Source organism: Novosphingobium sp. TK71 (assembly GCF_055361505.1).
Genome location: NZ_CM143962.1, coordinates 317871 through 340313 on the forward strand (window position 1 = coordinate 317871; position 22443 = coordinate 340313).

A 22443-nucleotide genomic window follows, 5' to 3' on the forward strand; every position below is an offset into this window, starting at 1 on the left:
CCCTATGTCCCGTAGCACCCGCATCCTGACCGTAGACGACAGCGCCTCGATGCGCGCGCTGCTCAACCATGCGCTTTCCACCAATGGCTTCGACGTGGCGCAGGCGGATGACGGCCTTTCGGCGCTGGAATGGCTTGCGGTGAACGAGGTGGACGTGGTCATCACCGACATCAACATGCCCCGGCTCGACGGGTTCGGCCTGATCGAGAAAGTGCGCGGTGGAACCCGCCACCGCGACCGGCCCATCCTGGTTCTCACCACCGAAAGCTCGGACGAGAAGAAAGCCCGTGCCCGGGCCGCCGGCGCTACCGGATGGATCGTAAAACCTTTCGACACCGACAAGCTTGTCGCGGCAGTTCGCCGCGTCGCACATTGAGGACAGGCTCGCCATGCACCGCGAACTCATCACTTTCGAAGTCGCCGGACAGATCTTCGCGCTCGACATCATGGCCATCCGCGAAATACGCGCCTGGACCCCGGTGACACCCATGCCGCGTGTGCCGCGCTATGTCGCCGGCGTGGTCAACCTGCGCGGAACCGTCCTGCCGGTGATCGACCTCGCGGCGCGGCTCGGCTGGCCCGCCACCGAGGCCACTGCGCGCCACGCCATCATCGTCTGCCAGGTGGGTGGGCAGGCGCAGGGGCTGATCGTGGATTCGGTTTCTGACATCGTCGCGCTCCAGTCGGAAACCTTGCAGCCCCCGCCCAATGCGGGGCAGGACGAGGTGACGCCGTTCCTCGAAGGGCTCGTCGCCATCGACGAGCGAATGGTCATGGTGCTCGACCTGCGGGCGCTGAGCGAAACCGGCGGTACGCCGGGCGACGTGGCGGCGGCGGCCTGAGCGGATGATCCACCAACCGATTTTCGAGCCGCGCTTCATCGCCATGGCCGAAGTCCTGGGCGAACTCGGCGCCGAGATCGAAGCCCTGGGCGAAGTGTTCTGCCGTGACGAGACTTTCGTTGCGCGGCACTTGCGCGAGCTTCAGGCGATAGACCTTATCGCCCAGAAGCAGCGTGCGCTCGCCGCGATCCTTGCGGCCGGGTTCAGCGAAGTGGAGATGCGGCGCATCAATCTTGAAACCCTGCATGAACGCTTCTGCGGGTTCATGGACGGAACCGCCGAGACTTGCTGCGAAGTCCCGATCGAAGACACCGCCGGGTGCGATCCGCTGGGCTTGTGGGAGTGATGCGGCGGGACTAGTCCCGCCGCATGAACGACGCTCGCCGCCATGCTCCCGCCGTTGCCCGCAACCGCGATCCTATCCTCGCCGTACTACGCGGTGCGTTGCCATCGAGCGGCCTTGTGCTGGAGATCGCCTCGGGCACCGGCGAACATGCGGTATACTTCGCACGGGCCATGACCGGGCTCGACTGGCAGCCGACAGATCCGGATGCTGCCGCCCGCGCCTCCATCGAGGGCTGGCGGGAGACGGAGCGCTTGCCCAACCTGCTGGCGCCCCTCGAACTCGACGCTGCCGCGCAGGACTGGCCTGTCGGCAGCGCCGATGCGATCGTGTGCATCAACATGGTCCACATCAGCCCCTGGCAATCGGCGCTGGGGCTCATGGCGGGGGCGGGACGTTTGCTGACCGCGGGGGCGCCGCTCGTGCTTTATGGTCCCTACCGCCGCGAGGGACATGCGATCGAACCGGGCAACGCGGCTTTCGACGAGGACCTCAAGCGCCGCAATCCCGAATGGGGCCTGCGCCTGCTCGAAGACGTCGCGGATATCGCCGCCGTCAGGGGGCTCGATCTGGAACAGGTGATCTCCATGCCTGCCGACAACCTGAGCCTGGTGTTCAGGAAACGCTGAAGCTGCGCCTTGCGAGGCGGGGCAGCACCACAGCCTGCCCCAGCCCGCGAATGACGAAGAACATCGTGAAGGCCGCCCAGAGGCCGTGGTTGCCCAGCGGATGGAGCAGCCAGAGCAGCAGCGCGTAACCTGCCATTGCGGCCAGCATCGTCCCCATCATCGCCCGCGTCCACCCGGCGCCAACGAACACCCCGTCAAGAACATAGGCCGAGACCCCGAGCAGTGGCAGCAGGGTGAGCCATGGCGCGTAAACCGCAGTGGCCGCGATCACCCCCGGATCGGTGTTGAATGCGGCCGCCAGCGCCTTGCCTCCCACCGCGTAAGCGAGCGTGAGGGCAAGGCCCATCACGCCGCCCCATAGCAGTGCCGAGCGAACCGTTGCCGCGAAGCCAGCCCGGTTTCGCGCGCCGAGCGCCTCGCCGCAGAGCACTTGTGCGGCGCTTTCGAAGCCGTCGAGCAGGAGGGTGGCGAGCATGAAGAGCTGGAACAGGATGCCATTCGCCGCCAGCGTCAGCGGCCCGGCCTGCGCACCGGCACGGGCGAATGCGAGCAGCACGGCGGTGAGCAACAGGGTTCGCAGGAACAGGTCGCGGTTGAGTGCGAAAAGGCGGGCCAGTTCGCCGCGCCGCCACGTTGTCCGGCACCGGGCCAGGGCGAAGGCCGTGCCGGCTTCGGGGCGGCGCAAGACGATGGCGGCGAGAACCAGAAACTTGAACAGTTCCGACGTCAGCGTCGCGGTTGCCACGCCGGCAACGCCCCACTTCGCGACGAGGACGAGCAACAGGTCGAGCGCGATGTGCAGGATATTGGCGCCGATTTCCACCACGAGGACATGGCGCACCAGTCGCTGTCCGATCAGCCATCCCACCAGCACGCAGTTGCCGAGCCAAAGCGGCCCTGCCCAATAGCGGATGGCGATATAGTCCCCGGCGCTTTCGCGCAGCGGCCCCCTCGCTTCGAGCAGGTCGAGCCCGAACGGGATCGCCACGGGCATCAGGCAGAGCAGCAGCACCCCGATGCCCATCGCCACGGCCATGGCGCGGGTTAGTGTTTCCGCCTGCGCTTGCCGGTCGGCGCGACCGGTCCCCTGAGCCGTCAGCGCGACGGTGCTGGTGCGCAGGAAGTTGAACACGTTGAGCAGGCCCATCATGTACTTCGCGCCGAGTTCCACCGCGCCTTGCGCCGGTGCATCGCCGAGGCGGCCTATGGCCCACATGTCGGCCAGCCCGAACAGGGCGGTGGCAACGTTGGTGAGCATCGCGGGAAGCGCGATGGACCAGAGCAGCCGGGCCTGTCCCTTGCGCGGCGGAGTGGGGTGGGGGACGGTCGGCTGGGTCAAGAACGGGCTCGCTGCTGATGTACCCCGCGGCTAGCCCAGGCGTTCCATGCCCGCAATCGAGATGCGGCCGGGCGGCGCGGCGAATCACTTCCTCCTGCGTCGCCACGCGATGAAGCCGCAGCAGGGCATGCTGCATCCGCTAACAAGCGGTGCTTCATGCAGCATGGCATCGATAACCCTGCCCCGCAATTTTGCGGAACAGGGTTGTCAAAACCGAATATTTGGATGATGTTGCACCTGCGAAGTATCGGCGCGCCGGAAAGGAAGTAGACCTCCCTCCCGGCGCGCTCTCTCCCAACGCCGGTAAAGCCGCTAGCGGCCTTTCGCCAAGCACTCTGCAACAATTTCTCGCGATCTCAAAGCGGAATTGCATGATCCGCGCTCGTTTGTGCATGGCTTTTGCGTGCGCAACGATTGCATCCTCGGTGCTGCAAGGCCGGGCACGAGGCCTTGCCCGGCTGCGGCGGCGCTCGCGGCCCTGGACTCCGGGTTGACTCAAGTGCGCCCGTTTCCGTTCGATTAACCACAGGCACTGGGCGGTGTCCCGCGCGCGCAGCGGGCTGTCGGACGAAAACGGAGTTAACTGACCTTCAATCCCGGCCGCTCGCGTGACAGCCATGGGGAAAGCTTCAGAACTTGGGAGAAAGCCCATGGACGAAGAGGCCCCGGGTGAAGAGCTGCCCGGAAGCAAGGGGAAAGGATCAAACCCCCGGAGCAACCGGTCGTTGCAGGACTCGGGGTCGCGAAAAGCTGCCGGGGACAGATCGAAACCGGAAACGCGGCGCGGGAAAGGCATAGCCGAACGGCATCTGCAGACTGACCCTCGGGGCGCATCGGGGCAGCACGCGACGAAGCGTGTGCGGAAACTGGCGTTGGAGCGGCGTGGGCCTTCGATGGTTCCGGCTGCCAATGATGACGGGAACGCCAGTGGGGGCGCTGAAAGCGGAGCGGCGCTGTGTCATGATCGCGGATGGATCTGGACCGCCCCCAGGCTGTGCACTTGCGGCCTGCGCGCCGGGTACGGTGCCTCGCAGGATCCGCTGCTCACCCTGCTCCGATCCTTGATGCAGCCGGTAGTAAAGGGGCGCCGGGAGGCCGCAAGGGCCAAGCCCGTACTGGCCGGAAACGAGCCGGTTTCCTGTGCGAAGGGCCACGGGCGGGGGACGGGTTCACTTCGGCAGGCGCGGCCAGGCCGTGACGGTCATCATGGGAGTTCAGGGCGCGCCGCCGGACTGTGGGCGGCGAAGTCCGGGGAGCAGGCGCCAAGGGTCGTCCCGCGCGCTGCTCGTGCGGCGCAGGCCTGTCAGGAGGCCTGCGCCGCTTTATCCGTGGACGAAGCCTTCGCGATGCCAATGTCCTCTGGGCCGGAACCCCTCACAAGCGATCGTGCGCCGGCCATCTGGCGCGATGGCGCGCTTGTCCTGATGGAGGCGTGGGTTCGTGCCTCGGCCAATCGGATTGCGGCCATGTTGCGGAGTGCCGCCCCGAATGCCGGCCCGCCGAAACGTAGGCCTGAACCGTCTCGGGTGGCTGTGCCGGCCATCGTCCGCGCCCACCGCGAGATCACCGCGCTGCGCGCAGAAAACGAAGGCCTGAGGCTGCAACTCGCAGCGATGGAGATCGCGCGGGATGCAATGACATGAAAAGGGAGCCGCACCGATTGGCGCGGCTCCCTTGGCTCGGTGCCCTTACCAGACCAGCGGCACGGCTTCGGGGCCGATCACGCCGCCGGGGCGGTACTCGATCCGGGTGCCGGGCTTGAGCGTGAAGTCAGGCACGCGCTTCAGCCATTCCTGCAATGCGATCTTCACTTCGAGCCGTGCAAGGTGCCCGCCCATGCAGCTATGAACGCCGACCGTGAAGGCGAGGATCGTCTTGCGGGGGCGGTCGAAGTTCACCGTCATCGGGTCGGGGAACACCTCAGGGTCGAAGTTGCAGGCAGGCAGGATGAAGGTGACGCGATCGCCCTTCTTCATCTGCACGCCGCGCATTTCATGATCCTGGTCAAGCACCCGGCCGGAGAAGGTCACTGACCAGCGGCGGAGCAGTTCCTCGACGATCCTGTCGATGTCCTGCGGACGGTCGATGATTTCCTGACGCTTCTCGGGGTTTTCCGCCAGCCAGGCCCAGATATTGTTGAGCGTGGCGAAAACGGTGTCGAGACCGGCGATGAACAGGAAGCAGACGAAGCCGAAGATTTCCTTGTCGGAAAGCGGCACGCCGTCTGGTTCCGCATGGGCGATCAGGCTGACGACGCCGTCGTCCGGGTTGGCCTTCTTCTCGGCGATGGCTTGCTTGAGATAGGCGGTGATCTTGGCCATCGACTGGCCCATGATCGCGCGGTCGTTCGAATGGAGCAGTTCCATTGCCCATTCCACGAACGTATCGCGCATGTCCTGCGGCAGGCCCATGATGTCGAGGAACACCGCAACCGGCAGTGGCCGCCCGAAGTCCTCGGTGAACTCACACTCGCCGCCTGCCGCGACCTTGGCCTCGATCTCGTCGATCAGGTCGTTCGCGCGCTGGTGGATCAGCCGTTCGAGCTTAAGCACGCCCTGCGGGCTGAACACCGGGTCCACGATGTTGCGGTACTTGCGGTGATGCGGGGGATCGATCTCGATCGGGATGAAGTAGAAATAGTCGTTCGGATCGCGCGGGAAGGGTGTGGCGCCTTCGTTCGAGAAGATCTGCGGATGGCGCAGACCGAACAGCGCGTCCTCATGCTTGGTGAGGTGCCACATGTTGCCCATCGGGCTGACGTCGTAATAGATCGGCGGCTGCTTTTCGTGCAGCGCGGCCATGAAGTCATGCGGGTTGGCCAGGAAATCGGGGCCGAAGGTGAGGCCGGACTGGCGGATCAGTTCGGGGGGGACATGATCGGGCACCTGGTCCATGCCGACATGGCGCGGAAAACTGGGCGGAACCGGGTTGGCGGCGTCGATAGGCATCGTTCTCTCCCTGTGTCCGGCTTCAGAACTGATGCTCGGGCATGTGCACCACGAGCCCGTCGAGGCTCTCGGTCATGTCGATCTGGCAGGAGAGGCGGCTGCTCGGCTTCACTTCGGCAGCAGCCGATTCCAGCAGTTCCTCCTCCGCCTGGGACGAAGGCCCGCCCACCGCTTCGGTCCAGTTCTCGTCTACGTAGCAATGGCAGGTGGCGCAGGAGAGGCCGCCGCCGCATTCGCCGGTGATGCCCTCTATTCCATTATAGACCGCACCGCGCATGACGTTTTCGCCGATCGCCACGTCCACGTCGGTCGTGTGACCTTCGTGATCGACATAAGTGACCTTGGGCATCGAACTCTCCTGTCCTTCATCCGTTGAGCGCGTTTCTGAGAACGCTGTTCTCCATTTTCTAGCCGCTCCCCCCCGGTGAAGTCAATCACCGGCGAGAACTTCGCAATTGCGGGCACTGGACCGGCGCGGACGGAGGGCCTAATCCATCGCCCATGGCCACTGTTCGACCGTCTCCCACCCAACTTGCCGAATTCGATGACGGCGAACGCGATCGGACGCGCCTGCTGATAGAGGCGGCGCATGACCTGCTTGACGAAGGCGGGCTCGAAGGCCTGACGATCCGGGCGGTGCTGTCACGCACGGGCCTGGCGCGGCGTGCCTTCTACGAGCGGTTCCAGAGCAAGGACGACCTCGTGCTGGCGGTATTCGATGCTTCGCTGCGGGCGGCGGCGTTGCAGTTCCGGGATATCTCGTCGCGCGCAGACAATCCTGTGGAGGCGTTGCAGGTTATCGTTTCCGGCATCGTCGTGGGCCAGTTGGGGCAGACGCGGAGCAGCGGCGCGCACTTGCGCAGCGCCGCGCTCAGCCGCGAACACCTCCGGCTTGCGCAGTCTCGCCCGGCCGAATTGCAGGCGGCGCTGCAACCGCTACTGGACCTGATTGCCGGCCATGTCGCCGAAGGCATCGAACAGGGGTTGCTCCTGCAGGCCGATCCCAGCCTGCAGGCACGGCTGATCTACAACCTCGTCTCGACCACGGTTCACACCGTGCTGCTTCAGGAGGAAGGCGGCGCCCCCGATCTTGCCGAGCGTGAAACGCTTGGGGTGGCAATCTGGGAGTTCTGCCGCCGGGCGATCGTAGTCTAGGTCGTAAACTCATAAACGGCACCATCGAGGCGCCCAAATGGCGAACAGCTCGGGCCGAAGCTCCCGCCGGGCGGGCTGGTTGCCCGTCCAAGGCAGCTTCGGTTCGAGATGGAAGCCATTTGGGCGTCCCTTCGGGATTTACCTTGCGGTGAACTACGTTTGACCAAAATGGCCCATCGCTGCGTCGGGAAGTCTTGAAATATCGACATATTCCAGCGCCTTCCCTTCTTGCGCTGAGCCATTTTGCCTCAAACCTCGATGGTGCCGTTTATGAGTTTACGACCTGGAGCGGTTCCACCCGTTCCAGCAGCCGGTCGATGTCTTCGGCGCGGGCGAGATCGGTGCCGGCGCGCAGCACGGCGGCGGAGCCGCCGGCCATGCCGCGGCGGAATGCCTCGAGTTCGCCGTCGCCCCGGCACAGGGCATGAACCATCGCCGCGACGAAGCTGTCGCCCGCGCCCACGGCGCTTGCCGCGTCGACCTTGAGGGCAGGCAGGAACAACGGCCCCTCGGCGCGCGCCAGGACCGCGCCTTCATGGCCCATGGTCACGGTGACGAACCTGGCCTTCTCCGCCTCGACGATTTCCATCGCCGCAGCCCCGATCGCGCCGACCGAGTCGAGCGTGCGTCCGGCATAATGCTGCAATTCGCTCTGGCTCGGTTTGACCAGCAGCAGCCCTCCGGCATCGATTCCGGCGACCAGCGCAGCGCCCGAGGTGTCGAGAACGACTTCGATACCGCGCGGGCGCAACAGGCGGGTGGCACGGGCGTAGAAGTCCTCCGGGACGCCCGGGGGGAGCGATCCGCTCATGACCATCACGTCGCAATCGGCTTCGGCGACGCGATCGAGGCATTCCCGCCATTCCGCTTCGCTGATTTCGGGTCCGGCGGGGGTGAATCGATATTCCTTGCCTGTTTCGTGTTCGAGGATGTCGGCAGCGATACGCGTGGATCCCGCGATGGGAATGCGGGTTCGGACCAGTTGGTGAAGGTCGATCAGGCCGTCGAGGGCAGGGCCGGTGGCGCCGCCGGAAAGATAGTAGCAGCGCGCATTGCCGCCGAGCCGGACGAAGACACGCGCCACGTTGATGCCGCCGCCGCCGGGAGCGTAATGCTCGTTGTCGGTACGCATCTTGTTGGTGTGGCGAACCTTGCCGACGTCATAGGATGCGTCGATCGTCGGGTTCATCGTCAGGGTGGCGATGTTCTTCATCCAGCGGCTCCTTGGACGGCTCTGGCGTGGGTCACGGCTTCATGCCCTGCCTCGCGCCGGATCGCAAAGTATTCGCCGGATTCAGTGACAGTTGCGGGAAGGATCAGGCGGCGTCGAGCGCGCTCGATGGCTGCGACGAAAAGCGCAGCATCGTGCCTGGCTGAGGGCGGCCGAACAGGAAGCCCTGGCCTTGCGTGCAGCCTTCGGCCCGAAGGTATTCGCGCTCCACCTCGCTTTCGATCCCTTCTGCCGCCACGGTGAGGCCGAGGCTGCGGCCCAGACCGATCACTGCCCTGATCACCGCGCGCGAATTGGCCTCTTCGTGGAGGTTGAGGATGAAGGACTTGTCGATCTTGATCTTGGTGAAAGGGTAATTGAGCAGGTAGCTCAGCGATGAATAGCCGGTCCCGAAATCGTCGAGCGAAATGCCGATACCGAAGGAGCGCAAGTTGCGGATGATCGCGGCAGGACGGGGGCCGCGCTCCATCAGCACGGCCTCGGTGATTTCCAGTTCAAGCCGGTCTGCGGCGAGGCCGGAACTGGACAGGGCGTTGATGACGGTGCCCAGGAGGTTTCCGTTGCGGAACTGGACCGGCGAGACATTGACCGAGAGGCGCACATCGTCAGGCCATTTCATGGCTTCGTGGCAGGCAGTCTGGAGCACGAAGCGTCCCAGCTTGTCGATCAGCCCGAGTTCCTCGGCAAGCGGGATGAACACTTCGGGCGAGACCTGGCCGCGCTCGGCGTGGTTCCAGCGAAGCAGCGCTTCGCAGCATTCGATGGTGTTCGTTTCGAGATTGAGCAGCGGCTGGTAATGGACTTCGAGTTCGCCGTCGCGGACGGCCTGGCGCAAGTCCTTTTCCAGCCGGCTCTTGGCCTGTGCGGCTTCGTCCAGCGCCATTTCGAAGGCGCGGCAACTGCCCCTGCGCTCGGCCTTGGCGGCATAGAGCGCAAGGTCCGCGAAGCGCATGAGCGTTTCGTGGTCGGTACTGTCGAAGGGCGCGCTGGCAAAGCCGACGGTGGCGCCGATGTGCAGGGTGTTGCCGTGGACGTGGAAGGGTTCGGAAAGCGTGGCGATGATCGCCTTGCTCACGAATTCGGCTTGCGTAAGGCTCGACCGGCGGAAGATGATCGCGAATTCGTCTCCGCCGATCCGGCAGAGCAAGGCGCCTGGCGGCACGAGTTCGCGCATTCTGCGCGCCGCGTCGGTTAGCAGGGCATCGCCGAAATGATGGCCGTAAGTATCGTTCACTGTCTTGAAGTGATCGAGGTCGATCAGAGCGAGCGTGACGGTTTCGGCAGGCGAGGCACTGCCGAGCATGTTACGCAAGGTATCGCGGCAGTGCGAGCGGTTGGCGAGGCCGGTCAGTTCGTCATGGCGCGCCATGTGTTCCATGCGCTGCTCGATCCGGCGGCGCTCGGTCACGTCGAAGATCGAGACGATCGTCACTTCCACGCCATCGAGGAGCAGGCGGCGGGTGGAGACAACCGCTTCCACCACTTCGCCGTCGCGCCGCAGCATCTGCCATCCGGCATCGCGGGTGGGGTTCCTGGCAGCCAGCATTCTGGCGGCGGCAGCCCAGTTATCCTCGCCGAACAGCTTTCGGGCGTTGAGGCCCGACATTTCGGCGGCGGAATAGCCGAACAGGCGGCAGGCGGATTCGTTGGCGGTATTGATCCGGCCGGTGCCGGAATCGTGAACCAGCATGGCCAGCGGGTTCTGTTCGAACAGCAGCCGGAAGCTTTCTTCCTTCTGCTTGAGGTCGGTAATGTCGACGCGAAGGCCGATCGAGCCGCCGTCCTCCGTCTTGCGTTCCTCGATCAGGATGCAGCGGCCATTGGACAGGCGCTGTTCGTGACGGCTGGTGGGCTGCTGGATAAGCGCAAGGCGGTCGTTCAGCCATTCTTCCTCGCGGCCCATGGCTTCGGGATAGTCGCCGCGCTGGACGCCCACTCGCAGCGTATCGGCCAGCCTGGCGCCCGGTTCCAGCAGGTCGGCCGAGCGGCAGTAGATTTCCTCGTACTTGCGGTTCCACAGGATGTATCGGCCTTCCTCGTCGAGGAACACCACGCCTTGCGGCAGCACGTCGATCGCTTCGCGCAGTCGCTGATCCGCCCGCGAAGCAGCAGCCAGTGCGGCTTCGAGCGTTCCGGTCGGCAGGTCGCCGTCCGGCATCACGTACTCTTTCTCAGCATTTCCCAGAACCAACGACCAAGCCCCTGTGCTGAAATCACCTTATGCCACAAGATGTTAATTTTTCTGCCAACGCAGGGCGGAGCATTTGGTTGCCGATGGGGAAGCGCATTCGAAGATAAAGTTAACTGACACGAGAAGCCCGCCGCACCGGAGTGCGACGGGCCTTGGCTTTCCTCCCCAGGAAAACGCTTGAGTGGTTATCCGGTCCCGAGGGGCCGGTCGCGCGGGTCGTCGGCGTTATCGATGCCGGCGTTCCCTTGCGGATTTCACTGGCTCAGCGCCGACCCGCGGTTCCGAGGCGGTGGTAGAGGTTCGAATAAGTCGACGAGACCGGATCGTCCTCGTGTGCACGCATGTAGAACAGCACGGCTTCCTGAAGCAGCTTGAAGTCCTGGTTCGAAAGCACCGCGCGGGCGCGGGCCGGTTCGGTGGTCATGGTGGTCATAGTACCTTCCTTTCCTTGCTATGCGGGGATCTTCCCCAAGGGCCTGAGGCCGCGAACTGGTTCGCCCGCTGCCTCAGAGCGAACTGGTTCCCTCCGCTGCCTCAGGCAGCGAACTGGTTCATCGTGTTGCCTGAGGCAGCGAACTGGTTCCCCCCGCTGCCTCAGGCAGCGAACTGGTTCCCCCCGCTGCCTCAGGCAGCGAACTGGTTCATCGTGTTGTGCGTGCCGCCGGCCTTGAGGGCGGCCTCGCCGGCGAAGTATTCCTTGTGGTCGTCGCCGATGTCGGAGCCGGCCATGTTCTGGTGCTTCACGCAGGCGATGCCCTGGCGGATCTCCTGACGCTGCACGCCCTTGACGTAGCCGAGCATGCCCGCCTCGCCGAAGTACTCCTTCGCCAGATTGTCGGTCGACAGGGCGGCGGTGTGGTAGGTCGGCAGGGTGATGAGGTGGTGGAAGATCCCCGCCTCGCGCGCCGCGTCCTTCTGGAAGGTGCGGATGCGCTCGTCGGCTTCTTGGCCCAGTTCGGTGCCGTCGTAGTCCACGCTCATCAGCCTGGCTCGGTCATAGGCGCCGGTGTCACGCCCTTCCGCTTCCCAGGCATCGTAGACCTGCTGGCGGAAGTTGAGGGTCCAGTTGAAGCTGGGCGAATTGTTGTAGACCAGCTTGGCATTCGGGATCACCTCACGGATGCGGCTGACCATTCCGCCGATCTGGCCGATGTGCGGCTTTTCGGTTTCGATCCACAGCAGATCCGCGCCGTTCCTGAGGGATTCGATGCAATCGAGCACACAGCGGTCTTCGCCGGTCCCGGGGCGGAACTGGTAGAGATTGCTGGGCAGACGCCGGGGCTTCATCAACTTGCCGTCGCGGCTGATGAGGACTTCGCCGTGGCCGAGCGTATCAGGCGACACCTCCTCGCAATCGAGGAAGCTGTTGTACCGGTCGCCGATGTCGCCTGCCTCGCGGGTAAAGGCGATCTGCTTGGTCAGTCCTGCACCCAGCGAGTCGGTCCGTGCCACGATAAGCCCTTCGTCCACGCCCAGTTCCATGAAGGCGTAACGAACCGCGCGGATCTTCGCGATGAAGTCCTCATGCGGAACGGTGACCTTGCCGTCCTGATGGCCACACTGCTTCTCGTCCGAGACCTGGTTTTCGATCTGGATGCAGCAGGCGCCCGCCTCGATGAACTTCCTGGCGAGCAGGTAGGTCGCCTCGGCATTGCCGAAGCCCGCATCGATATCGGCGACGATGGGCACGACGTGGGTTTCGTGGCTGTCGATCGCATGTTCGATCCGCTTGGCCTCGACTTCGTCTCCGGCGTCTCGCGCCTTGTCGAGATCACGGAACATCATGCCAAGCTCGCGGGCATCGGCCTGGCGCAGGAAGGTGTAGAGTTCCTCGACCAGTGCCGGAACCGATGTCTTCTCATGCATCGACTGGTCGGGCAGGGGGCCGAACTCGCTGCGCAGCGCCGCGACCATCCAGCCCGACAGGTAGAGGTAGCGGCCCTTGGTCGTGCCGAAGTGCTTCTTGATGGAGATCATCTTCTGCTGGCCGATGAATCCGTGCCAGCAACCCAGCGACTGGGTGTAGCGGGCAGGATCGGCGTCATAGGCGGCCATGTCCTCGCGCATGATGCGCGCGGTATGGCGGGCGATGTCGAGGCCGGTCTGGAAGCGGTTCTGCAGACGCATGCGGGCGACCGATTCCGGTTCGATGCCGTTCCAGGTGGGCTCGGTGCCGATGGTCTGGCCGGCTTCGCTGATCTTGCTCTGGTAGGTCACTGCCAAAAGTCCCCGTCGAAAGTGTTTGGGCGATGACCTTGAGTTAGGCTGGGATTGTGCAGTGCGAAACGCGCGGCGAAGTCCGGTTGTCAAACTTTACAGATATTCCTTGTAAAGATGTGTGGGCATGACAAGATTGCCGTCATGGCTGAATCGCGCCCTCTTTATCTCGGTCCCCGACTGCGCCGCCTGCGCCGCGAACTGGGGCTGACACAGCAGGCCATGGCCGACGATCTGGAGATTTCGCCCAGCTACGTCGCACTGCTGGAACGCAACCAGCGGCCCGTTACGGCGGACATGCTGCTGCGCCTTGCGCGGACCTACCGGCTCGACATGGCCGACATCGCCGGAGACGACGGCGAGGACTACGCCCGCCGCGTGGGCGAGGTACTGCGCGATCCCTTGTTCGCGGATATTGACCTGCCGCCGCTGGAGATCGCCGACCTTGCGATGAGCTTCCCCGGCATTTCCGAAGCGCTGCTGCGCCTGCACGGCGCCTATTCCCGCGAAAGCCAGGCGCTGGCGGAGCAACGCGCATCCGGCCCGGCGGCGGAGGAAAGCGAGCCCGTTCGCGAAGCGCAGCGCTTCCTTGGCCAGTCTCGCAACTATTTCCATGCGCTGGATGTTCGTGCCGAGGAACTTGCTGCCGAAATCGAGCAGGCGGGAGGGGCTGCGGCATGGCTGGGCGCAAAAGGCGTGCGGGTGCGCTTCCTGCCGCCGGATGTCATGGTCGATTCCCTGCGGCGGTTCGACCGTCATAACCAGCAACTCCTGATCGACGACACGCTTGGCCCCGCCAGCCGGGCGTTCCAGATCGCCACGCACATCGCTCATACCGCCATGCGCAGCGATATCGTGTCGGTCGTGCGCGCTGCGGCTTTTGCGCAGACCACGACCGCCACGCTCGTGCGGCGCGCGCTGGCCGGTTACGCGGCGGCGGCGATCCTCATGCCTTACGGCCGGTTCGCCCGTGCCGCAGAGGCGCGCGGTTACGATATCGATGCGCTCGGCGCCCTGTTCGGTGCCAGTTTCGAACAGGTCGCGCACCGACTGACCACACTCCATCGGCCGGGAGAGGAACGGGTGCCGTTCTTCTTCCTTCGCGTGGATGAGGCCGGCAATGTCTCAAAGCGGCTGGACGGCGCAGGCTTCCCTTTCGCGGCGCATGGCGGCGGCTGCCCCCTGTGGTCGGTACATCAGGTATTCCGCTGGCCGGGAGAGATACGCACCCAGTGGCTCGAACTGCCGGACGGGCAGCGCTTCTTCTCGATCGCGCGCACGGTGACGTCTGGCGAGGGGCGATATGGGCGCGCCAGGGTGACACGCGCCGTGGCGCTTGCCTGTGCGGCGGACGAGGCGGACAAGCTTGTCTATGCGGCAGGTGTGAAGGGTGGGACCGTCGCGGGAACGCCTATCGGGGTGACTTGCCGCCTCTGCCAGCGCGCGGAATGCGCCGCGCGTTCGGTTCCGCCGATCGGGCGGGACGTACTGGCCGACGACTACCGCCGCGCAGCGCAGCCCTATACTTTTGCCGAAAGCTGACAATTCCCTATAGTGAACGTATGTTCTCATATAGGGAATGACGCAGGGGCGATGCCCTTTGCCGGAAGCTTGCCCAGCCCTGCCGCAAGCCGCAGGATCGCTCTCGACAGGGCATGACCCCAGCGAGAGGATGATCGGGCAGTGACCAGCGAAGCGTGCGCGGAAGATGCGCCGGGCAAGGCCCGCACTTTCCCGGAACTGATCCGGTCGGCTGCGCGCGTCCATCGCGGGACATGCGCCATCACCCTCGAAACCGAGTCCGGTGTCGAGAGCGCCACGTTCACCGGTCTCGACCGCGATTCTGCGGCCCTTGCGAAGGGTTTGCTGGCCCGCGGGGTGGGCAAGGGTACGCGCGTCGGTTTCATATTCGGCAATGGACCGGGATTTGCCGTTACCTTGGCCGCGATAGCGCGGATCGGCGCCGTCGCCGTTCCGATCAGCACCATGATCCGCGCCAATGAACTGGTCCGCGTGCTGCGCCAGTCCGACGTGCAGGGCCTGGTGGTCCAGCGCGAGATGTTGGGCAAGGATATGGCGGCGCGATTGGCCGAGGCGGTTCCCGAACTGGATGGGCAGGTGGCAGGGGCGCTGCTCATCCCCCGCATTCCCTATTTGCGCTGGATCGTTTCCGATGGAGAGGCGCTTCACGAGGCTATCGCGCCGACGGCCTGGCTGATCGAGGCCGGGACTGGCGTGAGCGAAGACCTGCTCAGGGCGGTCGAGAGCGAAGTTCATCCGACCGACCAGATGATCGAGATCTACACGTCCGGATCGATGGCCCTGCCCAAGGGCGTGCGCCACCTCCATGGAGCGGTCATGGCGCGTGGCCATTGGCTGGCGGGAATGCTGGGAATCAAGGCGGGCGAGCAACGCGCCGCGCAATTGCCGATGTTCTGGGTTGGCGGGCTGATGCTTTCGCTGGTGCCGAACTGGGAAGTGGGTGCGGTAACGGTCTGTACCGAACGCACGCTCAGCAACAGCCGCTTCGCCATGGGGAGCGTACTGGCCGAGGAGGATCTGGAACGCATCCGGGGGCCGCAACCCTGGTGGGGCCTCGGCATGAGCGAGACTCTGGGGCCATACGGCTGGGGGGATGAATTCCGCGTGCCCGGCCGCCCCGTCTGCGCGCCGATGGACCATTTCGCCCCCGGCTACGACATCCGCATAGCCGATGAGGAGGGCAATTCCGTAGGTGACGGCGAAGTGGGCGAGATGCAGGTGCGCGGGCTCGCGGTTGCACCCGCCCTGCACAAGATAGAGCGCGCCGATCACTATACCGCCGATGGTTACTTGCGCACGGGGGACATGTGCCTGGTCGAGGATCATGCCGACGGGCGCCGCATTCATTTCGTCGGGCGGGGTGGGGACATGATAAAGGTGTCCGGCTCCAATGTTTCTCCCGCCGAAGTCGAGATGGAGCTTCAGGCGCTTGGCGGAGTGCACAGCGCCTATGTCGTCGGCCTGCCGGACCGGGAGCGCGGAACGCTGCTGGCGGCGGCGGTGGTTCCGCGCGAGGGGGCGGTGCTGGACTTTGCCGCCATCGAAGCAAGGATGCGCGCCAGCCTTTCCGGCTACAAGGTGCCCCGTGCTTGGGTGGAAATGGCGCGTGAGGACGTGCCGCTGCTCCATTCCAACAAGGTGGCCCGGCGGGAGATCGCGCGGGTCGTGGCGGAACGGCTCCGGCGGCAGGGGTAGGGCGCTATTGACGAAGATCGGTGCAGGGCATACCCGACGAATTCGAAATAGCGAAAGTGCCCATGTCGCGTTCCTCTCCCGGCGTCGCCCGCATGGCCGCCATCCTGAATTTCATCGCCGACCATCCGGGGCAGGCCTTCGCGCTGACCGATCTCGTCCGCGCGCTCAAGCTCAGCCGCGCGACCTGTCACGCCTTGCTGACCGGCCTTGTCGACGTGGGCTACCTCTATCGTACCAGCGACAAGACTTACGTGCTGGGCCCGGCGCTGGCGGCGATCGGCCGTACCGCCGCCGAGCATTTCTCGCCGCTACAGGTAGCCCAGCCGGAGATGCGCAAGCTGGCGGACGATTTCGATGTCGTCTGCGGCGCCTATTTCCTCGAAGGCGATGTGATCCACTTGCGCGAGCGTGCCGCTTCGGTGAGCCATGTGGGATATCCGGTTCCGCTGGGTACGCGGATGCCGCTGCGCTGGGTGCAGGCAACGGCGTTCTACGCGCGCAGCCCGCGTGACGCGGACGCCGCCCAGGCACGGATAAACCCGTCCCCCACGGCCGAGCAGATCGAGCAGCTTGCCGGCGGCATGGCCTTCGTGCGCGAGCACGGCTTCATCGCGCTGACCCGCCGGCCGGACAGTATCCCGGGCGAAAACGCGATCGTCACCAACCTGGAAGATCCGCCAGTCCTGCCTGAAACCGCTTTGGACGATGCGCGCAATTATCCGTTGATGGCGATCATGGCGCCGATCTACGAAGCGAGGGACAAGGTCTCGATCTCGCTGGTGCTGGCCGGATTCAACGGCCCCATGACCGGTGTGGAAATCCGCAGGGCGGGCGATGCGCTCGCCGAAGCCTGCACCCGCATTTCGCGCTTCCTGATCGGACATCCCGAAACCGACTGACACCCCGCTCCACGCGGCTTTCCTTTCAGGCGAGGCTCGCCTCGCTTGACCGCATCCGTGCGGCATCTTACAAATACCGAAAATAAATTCGCGATATCGAATAATCGTGAATGCAGGTGGGAGTAGGACTGGATGTCGGACGTGATCGTCGCGCCGGAGACCCGGAATCTCGAACAACTGGCGGTGACGCTCGCGCGCTGGCTCGGTGCGCGCATGCCGCAGGCGGCAGATGTCGAAATCCGCGATGTCGCCTATCCGCGCGGGGCCGGGCAAAGCCATGAGACGGTCCTGTTCGATGCCTGCTGGCGCGAACAGGGTGCCGAACGCCGGCAGGGCTGCGTGGTCCGTATCAAGCCGCGCGCTTTCACGGTCTTTCCCGACGACCTGTTCGACGAGCAGTACCGGGTCATGCAAGTCCTGGCCGATGACGGACAGGTTCGCGTCGCCCGGCCGCTCTGGTTCGAGCCTGACCCGGCGCTGCTCGGCAATCCGTTCTTCGTGATGGAGAGGAAGGTCGGGCGGGTGCCGGTTTCGGTCCCGCCCTATGCCCGTGAAGGGTGGCTGCGGGATGCGAGCCCCGCGCAGCGCCGCGTGCTCTGGCGCAATGCAGTGGGGCAGCTTGCTGCGGTGCAGGCGGTTCCGCTCGGCTCTCTCGATTTCCTTGCCGGGCAGCCGGACGCGCCGCGCGGGCTCGATCAGGAATGGGCCAAGTACAATCGCTTCGCGCGCTGGTTGCAACAGGTCGAGCCGCTGCCCGTGCTCGACGCGGCGCTGGCGCGCCTTCGCTCGCTCTGGCCGGATAATCAGCCCGAGGGCCTCGTCTGGGGCGATGCGCGGGTCGGCAACATGATGTTCGATAAGGATTTCGACGTGGTGGCGGTGATGGACTGGGAACAGCCCTCGCTTGGCGGGGCTCTTCATGACCTCGCGTGGTTCTGCGTACTGGCGGAAACGATGCATGGTCCGCGCTCGGCCCACGGGGCTCCGCTGGAAGGCATGGGCAGCCGTGAGGAAACAGTCGCGCTGTGGGAGGAACTGACCGGAAAGTCTGCCGCCGACCTTGAATGGTATGAGGACTTTGCGAAGTTCAAGATGACGTGCACGGGTATCCGGCTTGGCCATCTGCGCGGTTCGCCGATGATGGATGCTTCGGCGATGGCTGCGAGATTGAAGGTGGGGTGAGGGCGCTGGCGAAGGGGGAGCGCCCGCTGCGCTCACCGCCCCTGCTTTCGTTACGTCAGCCCCAACATCCGCCGGCAATTGTCATGGATGATCGCCCGTACATCCGCCTCCGGCACGCCCTCGAAGTCACGCAGGATAACCTCGCGCGAGCGGGGGAAGGTGGTTTCCGAGTGCGGATAGTCCGATGACCACATGATGTTGCGGCCGCCCGGCAGGTCCCGGTTCAGAATACCGGCGCGGTCCTGGATGAAGGAACCGTAGACGTTGCGGTCCATGTACCAGCTCGGCGGGTTCTTGAGCGGGGATTCCGTCCAGAAGCGCTGCTTTTCCCAGGTGCGGTCGTTGTATTCGGCGTACCATGCGAACCAGCCGACACCGCTTTCCATCGAGCCTATGCGAAGGGATGGGAAACGGTCGAACACGCCGTTGTAGATCAGGATGCCGAGCGGTTCGGCCATGGCCAGCTTGCTCATCGGCATGTCGGGCAGGAAGAACTGCTTCTCACCGAAGCGCGGCACCCGGGCACCCAGGTGAAACGTGACGACGAGATCGTGATCGCAGATCGCTGACCAGAGGCGATCGAACTCCGGCTGGTAATATTGCAGGCTTCCCTTCGGATCGCCGGTAAGCGCGGAGACCTGCCCCGGTTTGAGCGCGGCGACGCCGGAACTGGTGTTCCAGGCTTCGGGGTTCTGGGGGAAGGCAGGCAGGTTGATGGCGCGAAAGCCCTTGGCCGCAAGGCGGCGGACGTGGGCAACGGTTTCGCCGACATCGCGCATCGGCACGTAGCCCACTGGATAGAGCCGGTCCGGTGCGGCGGCGCAGAAGTCCAGAACCCAGTTCTGATAGGCTTCGTAGCTGGCGACGTAGAGTTCGTTGTCGAACGAGCCGAGCGGCCCGCCGCCGAACAGCAGGGCGGCGCCCATGCCGTCCGCGTCCATGTCGGCCAGCCGCGTTGTGGGTTCCCAGACCTTGCGCTGATCGGCGAGGCGGCCCTTCATCTTGAAGTTCCTGCCTTCCCGCCCGGCCTGGTTGTTTATCATCATGAAGGGACGGCGGTTGCCTTCGAAGCAGATGTAGTCGCCGTCCTCGGCGTGCTCGATGAAGGGCGCGCGGTCCTTGAGCCGCGCAGGAAGGTAGTCCTTCCACATGTCGTGGGGGGGATCGATATGCGCGTCGGCATCGAAGATCGGGCCATAGGGCCAGGATGCGGCTTGGGCGCCTTCCGGGGCCGGTTTCAGTGCCAGATCGGCTTCGCTCATCTCCCGATTCCTTTTTATTCGCAATACCGAACAAATGATCGCAATTAAGAACTGTCTAGTCAATTGGGCGACTCGGTCCGGCTGATACGATCAGTCGCGCCGCAGGATCATCGCGCCGTATCCATAGCCCCCGTTCGAGACGATTGCGGTTCTGGCGCCGGGCACCTGCCTGCCGCCACCGCGTCCCCAGAGCTGGACGGTTGCCTCATGAATGTGGCCATATCCGTGAAGCCGTCCGGCGGAGAGTTGGCCCCCGCCGGTGTTCAGCGGCAGTTCCCCCCCGATCGCGATACGTTCGCCGCCGCGTGTGAAGCGGCAGGCCTCGCCGCGGGGAACGAGGCCGAGCGCTTCCATCCAGAGCCAGACGAAGATGGAAAACCCGTCGTACATCTGCGCGCAGTCCATCTCGCGGGGCTTCAGGTCGGTACGGGACCACAGCATGTCTCCGGCGCGGCGGGCGGCGGGCAGCTGGGTGAAGTCGCCTTCGTGCTGTCCGGTCCAGAGGCCGCCCACGGCCATGCCCATGGCTTCGATATGGAGGGGCGGGTTCAGCAGGTCTTTGGCGGCATCCCGGTGGGACAGCACCAGCGCGGTGGCGCCGTCGACGTGCGCGTCGCAGTCGAACAGCCGCAGCGGCGAGGATATCACGCGGGCGGCCATGTACTGGTCCAGAGTGATGGGTTCGCGGTAGATCGCGGAAGGATTGTGCGCGGCGTTCGCGCGGGCGTTGACGGCGATGGCGCCGAGTTCCTCTGCCGCCGCGCCGTAGCGTTCGAAGTAGGCCTGGGCGTAAAGCGCGAAAGTGTTGACCGGCGAGAGGGCGTTGAAGGGTACCGTCCAGGCATTGTTGCCATCGACGCGCTCCCGGCTGGCCGCCATCAGCGTGGAGCCGCGGGCGTGCTGCCGCGCGCTCGCCTGAGCCACGGTGCGGAAAATGACGACATGGCGCGCAAGGCCGCAGGCGATGGCGGTGATCGCGTTGAAGATCGGCGCCATGTGGCTGAAGCCTTCCGAGGAAGCGAGAATCCAGCGTGGAGCGATCCCCAGTACGGCAGCGGCCTCGGATGGGCTGACCGGCGCGATCCCGCCGCCTTCGGATGACTTGCCGGGATAGGTGGCGATGCCGTCGATCTCGCGCGGGGAAAGGCCGGCGTCGGCGATGGCGGCGAGACAGGCGTCGGCGGTCAGTTGCAGCGCGGTTCGCCCGGATGGACGTGCGATCTCCGATAGGGCGGCGCCGGTCACGCAGACGTGTTTTTCGGGAAGCAGGGTCATGCGGTCTCGGGTGTGAACAAGGGCAGCCAGATATCCTCGTGTCGTTGGAACACGACCGTGACAGGAAGTCCGATGCGAGCGGTCGCCACGTCGGCAAGAAGGTTGCTGAAAACGTAGAGCCCGCGTTGCTCGGGCAGTTCGATTGCACAGAACACGAAGGGCACTTCGAGGCCGGGCAGCCATGGTTCGTTGTTGATCGTGAAGCTGGCCAGCACGCCTCTGCCTGAAACCGGTTCCGGCGAGACATCCTCGCTGCCGCACTGGGCGCACCGGGGCAGGGGAGGGTGCTGCCATGTCCCGCAGGCGAGGCAGTGCTGTATACGCAGCTTTCCGTCTTGGCCCGATGTCCAGAAGAAGGCGCTTTCCGGTTCCAGCATGGGCAGTTTGCGGGGCAACATCAGAACACCACGCCCTGCACCTTCAGGTCGATGATTTCGTCTTCGCTGTAGCCCAGTGCGGCAAGCACGGTGTCGCTGTCCGCGCCGAGTTCGGGCGAGCGGTCAGAGGGCAAGGCCTCGCCTTCGAACAGCATCGGCACCGAAACCATCGGGATCGTGCTGCCGTCCGCGCAGTGCACCGCCTTGAGATAGCGATTGGCGCGAACCTGTTCGTCCTGCGCCAGTTCGCCGACATCCTGCACCACATCCCATTGGCCGTCCTGCCGGGCGAGGATCTGCTTCCACTCCGCGAGCGTTTTCGAGGCGAACAGGGAGGTCACTTCGGCATGACAGGCGGCAAGATTCCGGCGCCGGGCCTCGGCATCGGTAAAGCGCGGGTCGGCGGCAAGGTCGGGGCGGCCCGAAACCTCGCAGAAGCGGGCCCAGTAGCGATCCGCCTGCAACATGCACAGCGCAAGGAAGCGGCCGTCGCGGGTGCGGTAGTTGGCGACCAGTACATTGTGCGGGTGGGCCGCATCGGGGCGCGGGAACTTCCGCACCCCGTCGGCAGTGGCCTGGCAGATCAGCCGCTGCTGCGACCACATGGCGGCGGCCAGCAGGGAAACATCGACTTCGCCTGCCTCGCCGGTCATCGCGCGGCGGGCTATGGCGGCGCAGATCCCGCCGGCGAGCATGGCAGCGGACAAGGTATCGCCGAAGGCCGGGCCGGGCGGGCCGACCGGATGCGGCGCCTCATCCGCGGTGAGCGAGGATGCGATGCCGCCGCGTGCCCAGAAAGTGATCGCGTCGTAGCCTCCACGGTCGCTTTCAGGGCCGTTGGGGCCGAGTGCGCTGCCGCTGGCGTAGATCAGGTTCGAGAACGTGCGGCGCAGCGTTTCCGCATCGATCCCCATGGCGCGCCGGGCCGGAGGCAGCAGGTTGGTGAGGAACACGTCGGCATCGGCGAGCAGGCGATCCAGCACGGCGCGGCCCGCCTCCTGCTTGAGATCCAGGGTGACGGAGCGCTTCCCCCGGTTGTAGCTCTCCCAGGAATAGTCGATCGTGCCTTTGCCCGATAGCGAGCCGATCGTGAGGCCGCGCAAGGGGTCTCCGCTGGGTGGTTCGACCTTGATGACGTCCGCGCCGAGATCGGCCAGCATGCCGCCGCAAGCCGGCACGAATGCCCACATCGCGACCTCCACGACCTTGATGCCTTCCAGCGGCCTGCCCATCGGCGATCCTTCTCCATCTCGCGAATTTCCGCAGCTTTCCCGGTCATTCGGGACTATTTGCGCGGGCACGATAAATTCTCTATT

The 22443-nt window shown here is 65.1% G+C and carries 20 protein-coding genes; 9 read left to right on the top strand and 11 right to left on the bottom strand.

All coding sequences use genetic code 11. From position 1 onward, the window contains the following. Window positions 1–4: 4 nt before the first annotated feature. Genes ACXJ16_RS01345 through ACXJ16_RS01360 form a run of 4 tightly spaced genes read left to right on the top strand, consistent with a single transcriptional unit; the run spans window position 5 to window position 1814 of the window. The gene (locus ACXJ16_RS01345) at window positions 5–376 is read left to right on the top strand and encodes a response regulator (protein ID WP_082370293.1); all 372 of its coding nucleotides are present in this window, start codon (window positions 5–7) and stop codon (window positions 374–376) included. A gap of 13 nt (window positions 377–389) precedes the next feature. Continuing rightward, window positions 390–842: a chemotaxis protein CheW gene (locus ACXJ16_RS01350; protein WP_054436821.1), complete on the top strand. Its 453-nt coding sequence runs from the start codon at window positions 390–392 to the stop codon at window positions 840–842. A 4-nt stretch (window positions 843–846) separates the two neighbouring features. Further along, window positions 847–1188 (top strand): hypothetical protein, encoded by a 342-nt coding sequence (locus ACXJ16_RS01355; protein ID WP_054436819.1) that lies wholly within the window; start codon window positions 847–849, stop codon window positions 1186–1188. A gap of 23 nt (window positions 1189–1211) precedes the next feature. Continuing rightward, a complete protein-coding gene (locus tag ACXJ16_RS01360) occupies window positions 1212–1814 on the top strand; it encodes a DUF938 domain-containing protein (protein ID WP_443477922.1) in 603 nt (200 codons plus the stop codon). Here ACXJ16_RS01360 and ACXJ16_RS01365 read toward each other — a convergent pair. The 3 genes from ACXJ16_RS01365 to ACXJ16_RS01375 form a co-directional block, all read right to left on the bottom strand. Further along, window positions 1801–3153 (bottom strand): MATE family efflux transporter, encoded by a 1353-nt coding sequence (locus ACXJ16_RS01365; RefSeq protein ID WP_324696295.1) that lies wholly within the window; start codon window positions 3151–3153, stop codon window positions 1801–1803. The two genes, ACXJ16_RS01360 and ACXJ16_RS01365, sit on opposite strands and share 14 nt — an antisense overlap. Before the next feature lie 1688 nt (window positions 3154–4841). Next, window positions 4842–6101 carry a cytochrome P450 gene (locus ACXJ16_RS01370; RefSeq protein WP_054436811.1) on the bottom strand — a complete coding sequence of 420 codons (1260 nt, stop codon included), beginning with the start codon at window positions 6099–6101 and terminating at the stop codon, window positions 4842–4844. A gap of 22 nt (window positions 6102–6123) precedes the next feature. Then, on the bottom strand, window positions 6124–6450 hold the full coding sequence (locus ACXJ16_RS01375) for a 2Fe-2S iron-sulfur cluster-binding protein (protein WP_054436809.1): 327 nt from the start codon (window positions 6448–6450) through the stop codon (window positions 6124–6126). 152 nt (window positions 6451–6602) lie between these two features. Here ACXJ16_RS01375 and ACXJ16_RS01380 point away from each other — a divergent pair, with 152 nt between their 5' ends. Next, entirely contained in the window at window positions 6603–7256 is a 654-nt protein-coding gene (locus ACXJ16_RS01380; protein ID WP_054436807.1) for a TetR/AcrR family transcriptional regulator, read from the top strand. A 268-nt stretch (window positions 7257–7524) separates the two neighbouring features. Here the strand turns inward: ACXJ16_RS01380 and ACXJ16_RS01385 are convergent, their stop codons facing one another. The 4 genes from ACXJ16_RS01385 to ACXJ16_RS01400 form a co-directional block, all read right to left on the bottom strand. Next, on the bottom strand, window positions 7525–8469 hold the full coding sequence (locus tag ACXJ16_RS01385) for a 1-phosphofructokinase family hexose kinase (protein WP_463921060.1): 945 nt from the start codon (window positions 8467–8469) through the stop codon (window positions 7525–7527). A 103-nt stretch (window positions 8470–8572) separates the two neighbouring features. Next, entirely contained in the window at window positions 8573–10645 is a 2073-nt protein-coding gene (locus tag ACXJ16_RS01390; RefSeq protein WP_454797527.1) for a putative bifunctional diguanylate cyclase/phosphodiesterase, read from the bottom strand. Window positions 10646–10940: 295 nt separating this feature from the next. Then, the gene (locus ACXJ16_RS01395) at window positions 10941–11111 is read right to left on the bottom strand and encodes a hypothetical protein (RefSeq protein WP_165913302.1); all 171 of its coding nucleotides are present in this window, start codon (window positions 11109–11111) and stop codon (window positions 10941–10943) included. A gap of 191 nt (window positions 11112–11302) precedes the next feature. Continuing rightward, window positions 11303–12895, bottom strand: coding sequence for an isocitrate lyase (locus tag ACXJ16_RS01400; protein WP_463921063.1), 1593 nt, complete (start codon window positions 12893–12895; stop codon window positions 11303–11305). A 144-nt stretch (window positions 12896–13039) separates the two neighbouring features. On the opposite strand from ACXJ16_RS01400, the gene ACXJ16_RS01405 reads away from it, so the two are divergent. The 4 genes from ACXJ16_RS01405 (at window position 13040) to ACXJ16_RS01420 (ending at window position 18213) form a co-directional block, all read left to right on the top strand. Beyond that, window positions 13040–14437: a helix-turn-helix domain-containing protein gene (locus ACXJ16_RS01405; RefSeq protein WP_463921064.1), complete on the top strand. Its 1398-nt coding sequence runs from the start codon at window positions 13040–13042 to the stop codon at window positions 14435–14437. A gap of 141 nt (window positions 14438–14578) precedes the next feature. Then, window positions 14579–16132 (top strand): class I adenylate-forming enzyme family protein, encoded by a 1554-nt coding sequence (locus ACXJ16_RS01410; protein ID WP_463921065.1) that lies wholly within the window; start codon window positions 14579–14581, stop codon window positions 16130–16132. Between the two features lie 62 nt (window positions 16133–16194). Continuing rightward, the gene (locus tag ACXJ16_RS01415) at window positions 16195–17031 is read left to right on the top strand and encodes an IclR family transcriptional regulator (protein ID WP_185996924.1); all 837 of its coding nucleotides are present in this window, start codon (window positions 16195–16197) and stop codon (window positions 17029–17031) included. Between the two features lie 132 nt (window positions 17032–17163). Next, window positions 17164–18213, top strand: coding sequence for a phosphotransferase family protein (locus tag ACXJ16_RS01420; RefSeq protein WP_324696276.1), 1050 nt, complete (start codon window positions 17164–17166; stop codon window positions 18211–18213). Window positions 18214–18263: 50 nt separating this feature from the next. On the opposite strand, the gene ACXJ16_RS01425 is transcribed toward ACXJ16_RS01420, so the two are convergent. The 4 genes from ACXJ16_RS01425 to ACXJ16_RS01440 form a co-directional block, all read right to left on the bottom strand. After that, window positions 18264–19475, bottom strand: coding sequence for an amidohydrolase family protein (locus ACXJ16_RS01425; protein ID WP_324696274.1), 1212 nt, complete (start codon window positions 19473–19475; stop codon window positions 18264–18266). Window positions 19476–19565: 90 nt separating this feature from the next. After that, entirely contained in the window at window positions 19566–20750 is a 1185-nt protein-coding gene (locus tag ACXJ16_RS01430; protein WP_324696272.1) for a thiolase family protein, read from the bottom strand. After that, on the bottom strand, window positions 20747–21148 hold the full coding sequence (locus tag ACXJ16_RS01435; protein WP_054436790.1) for a Zn-ribbon domain-containing OB-fold protein: 402 nt from the start codon (window positions 21146–21148) through the stop codon (window positions 20747–20749). The genes ACXJ16_RS01430 and ACXJ16_RS01435 overlap by 4 nt, the downstream gene beginning before the upstream one ends. Then, window positions 21148–22359: a CaiB/BaiF CoA transferase family protein gene (locus tag ACXJ16_RS01440; protein ID WP_324696269.1), complete on the bottom strand. Its 1212-nt coding sequence runs from the start codon at window positions 22357–22359 to the stop codon at window positions 21148–21150. The genes ACXJ16_RS01435 and ACXJ16_RS01440 overlap by 1 nt, the downstream gene beginning before the upstream one ends. Window positions 22360–22443 lie beyond the last annotated feature (84 nt).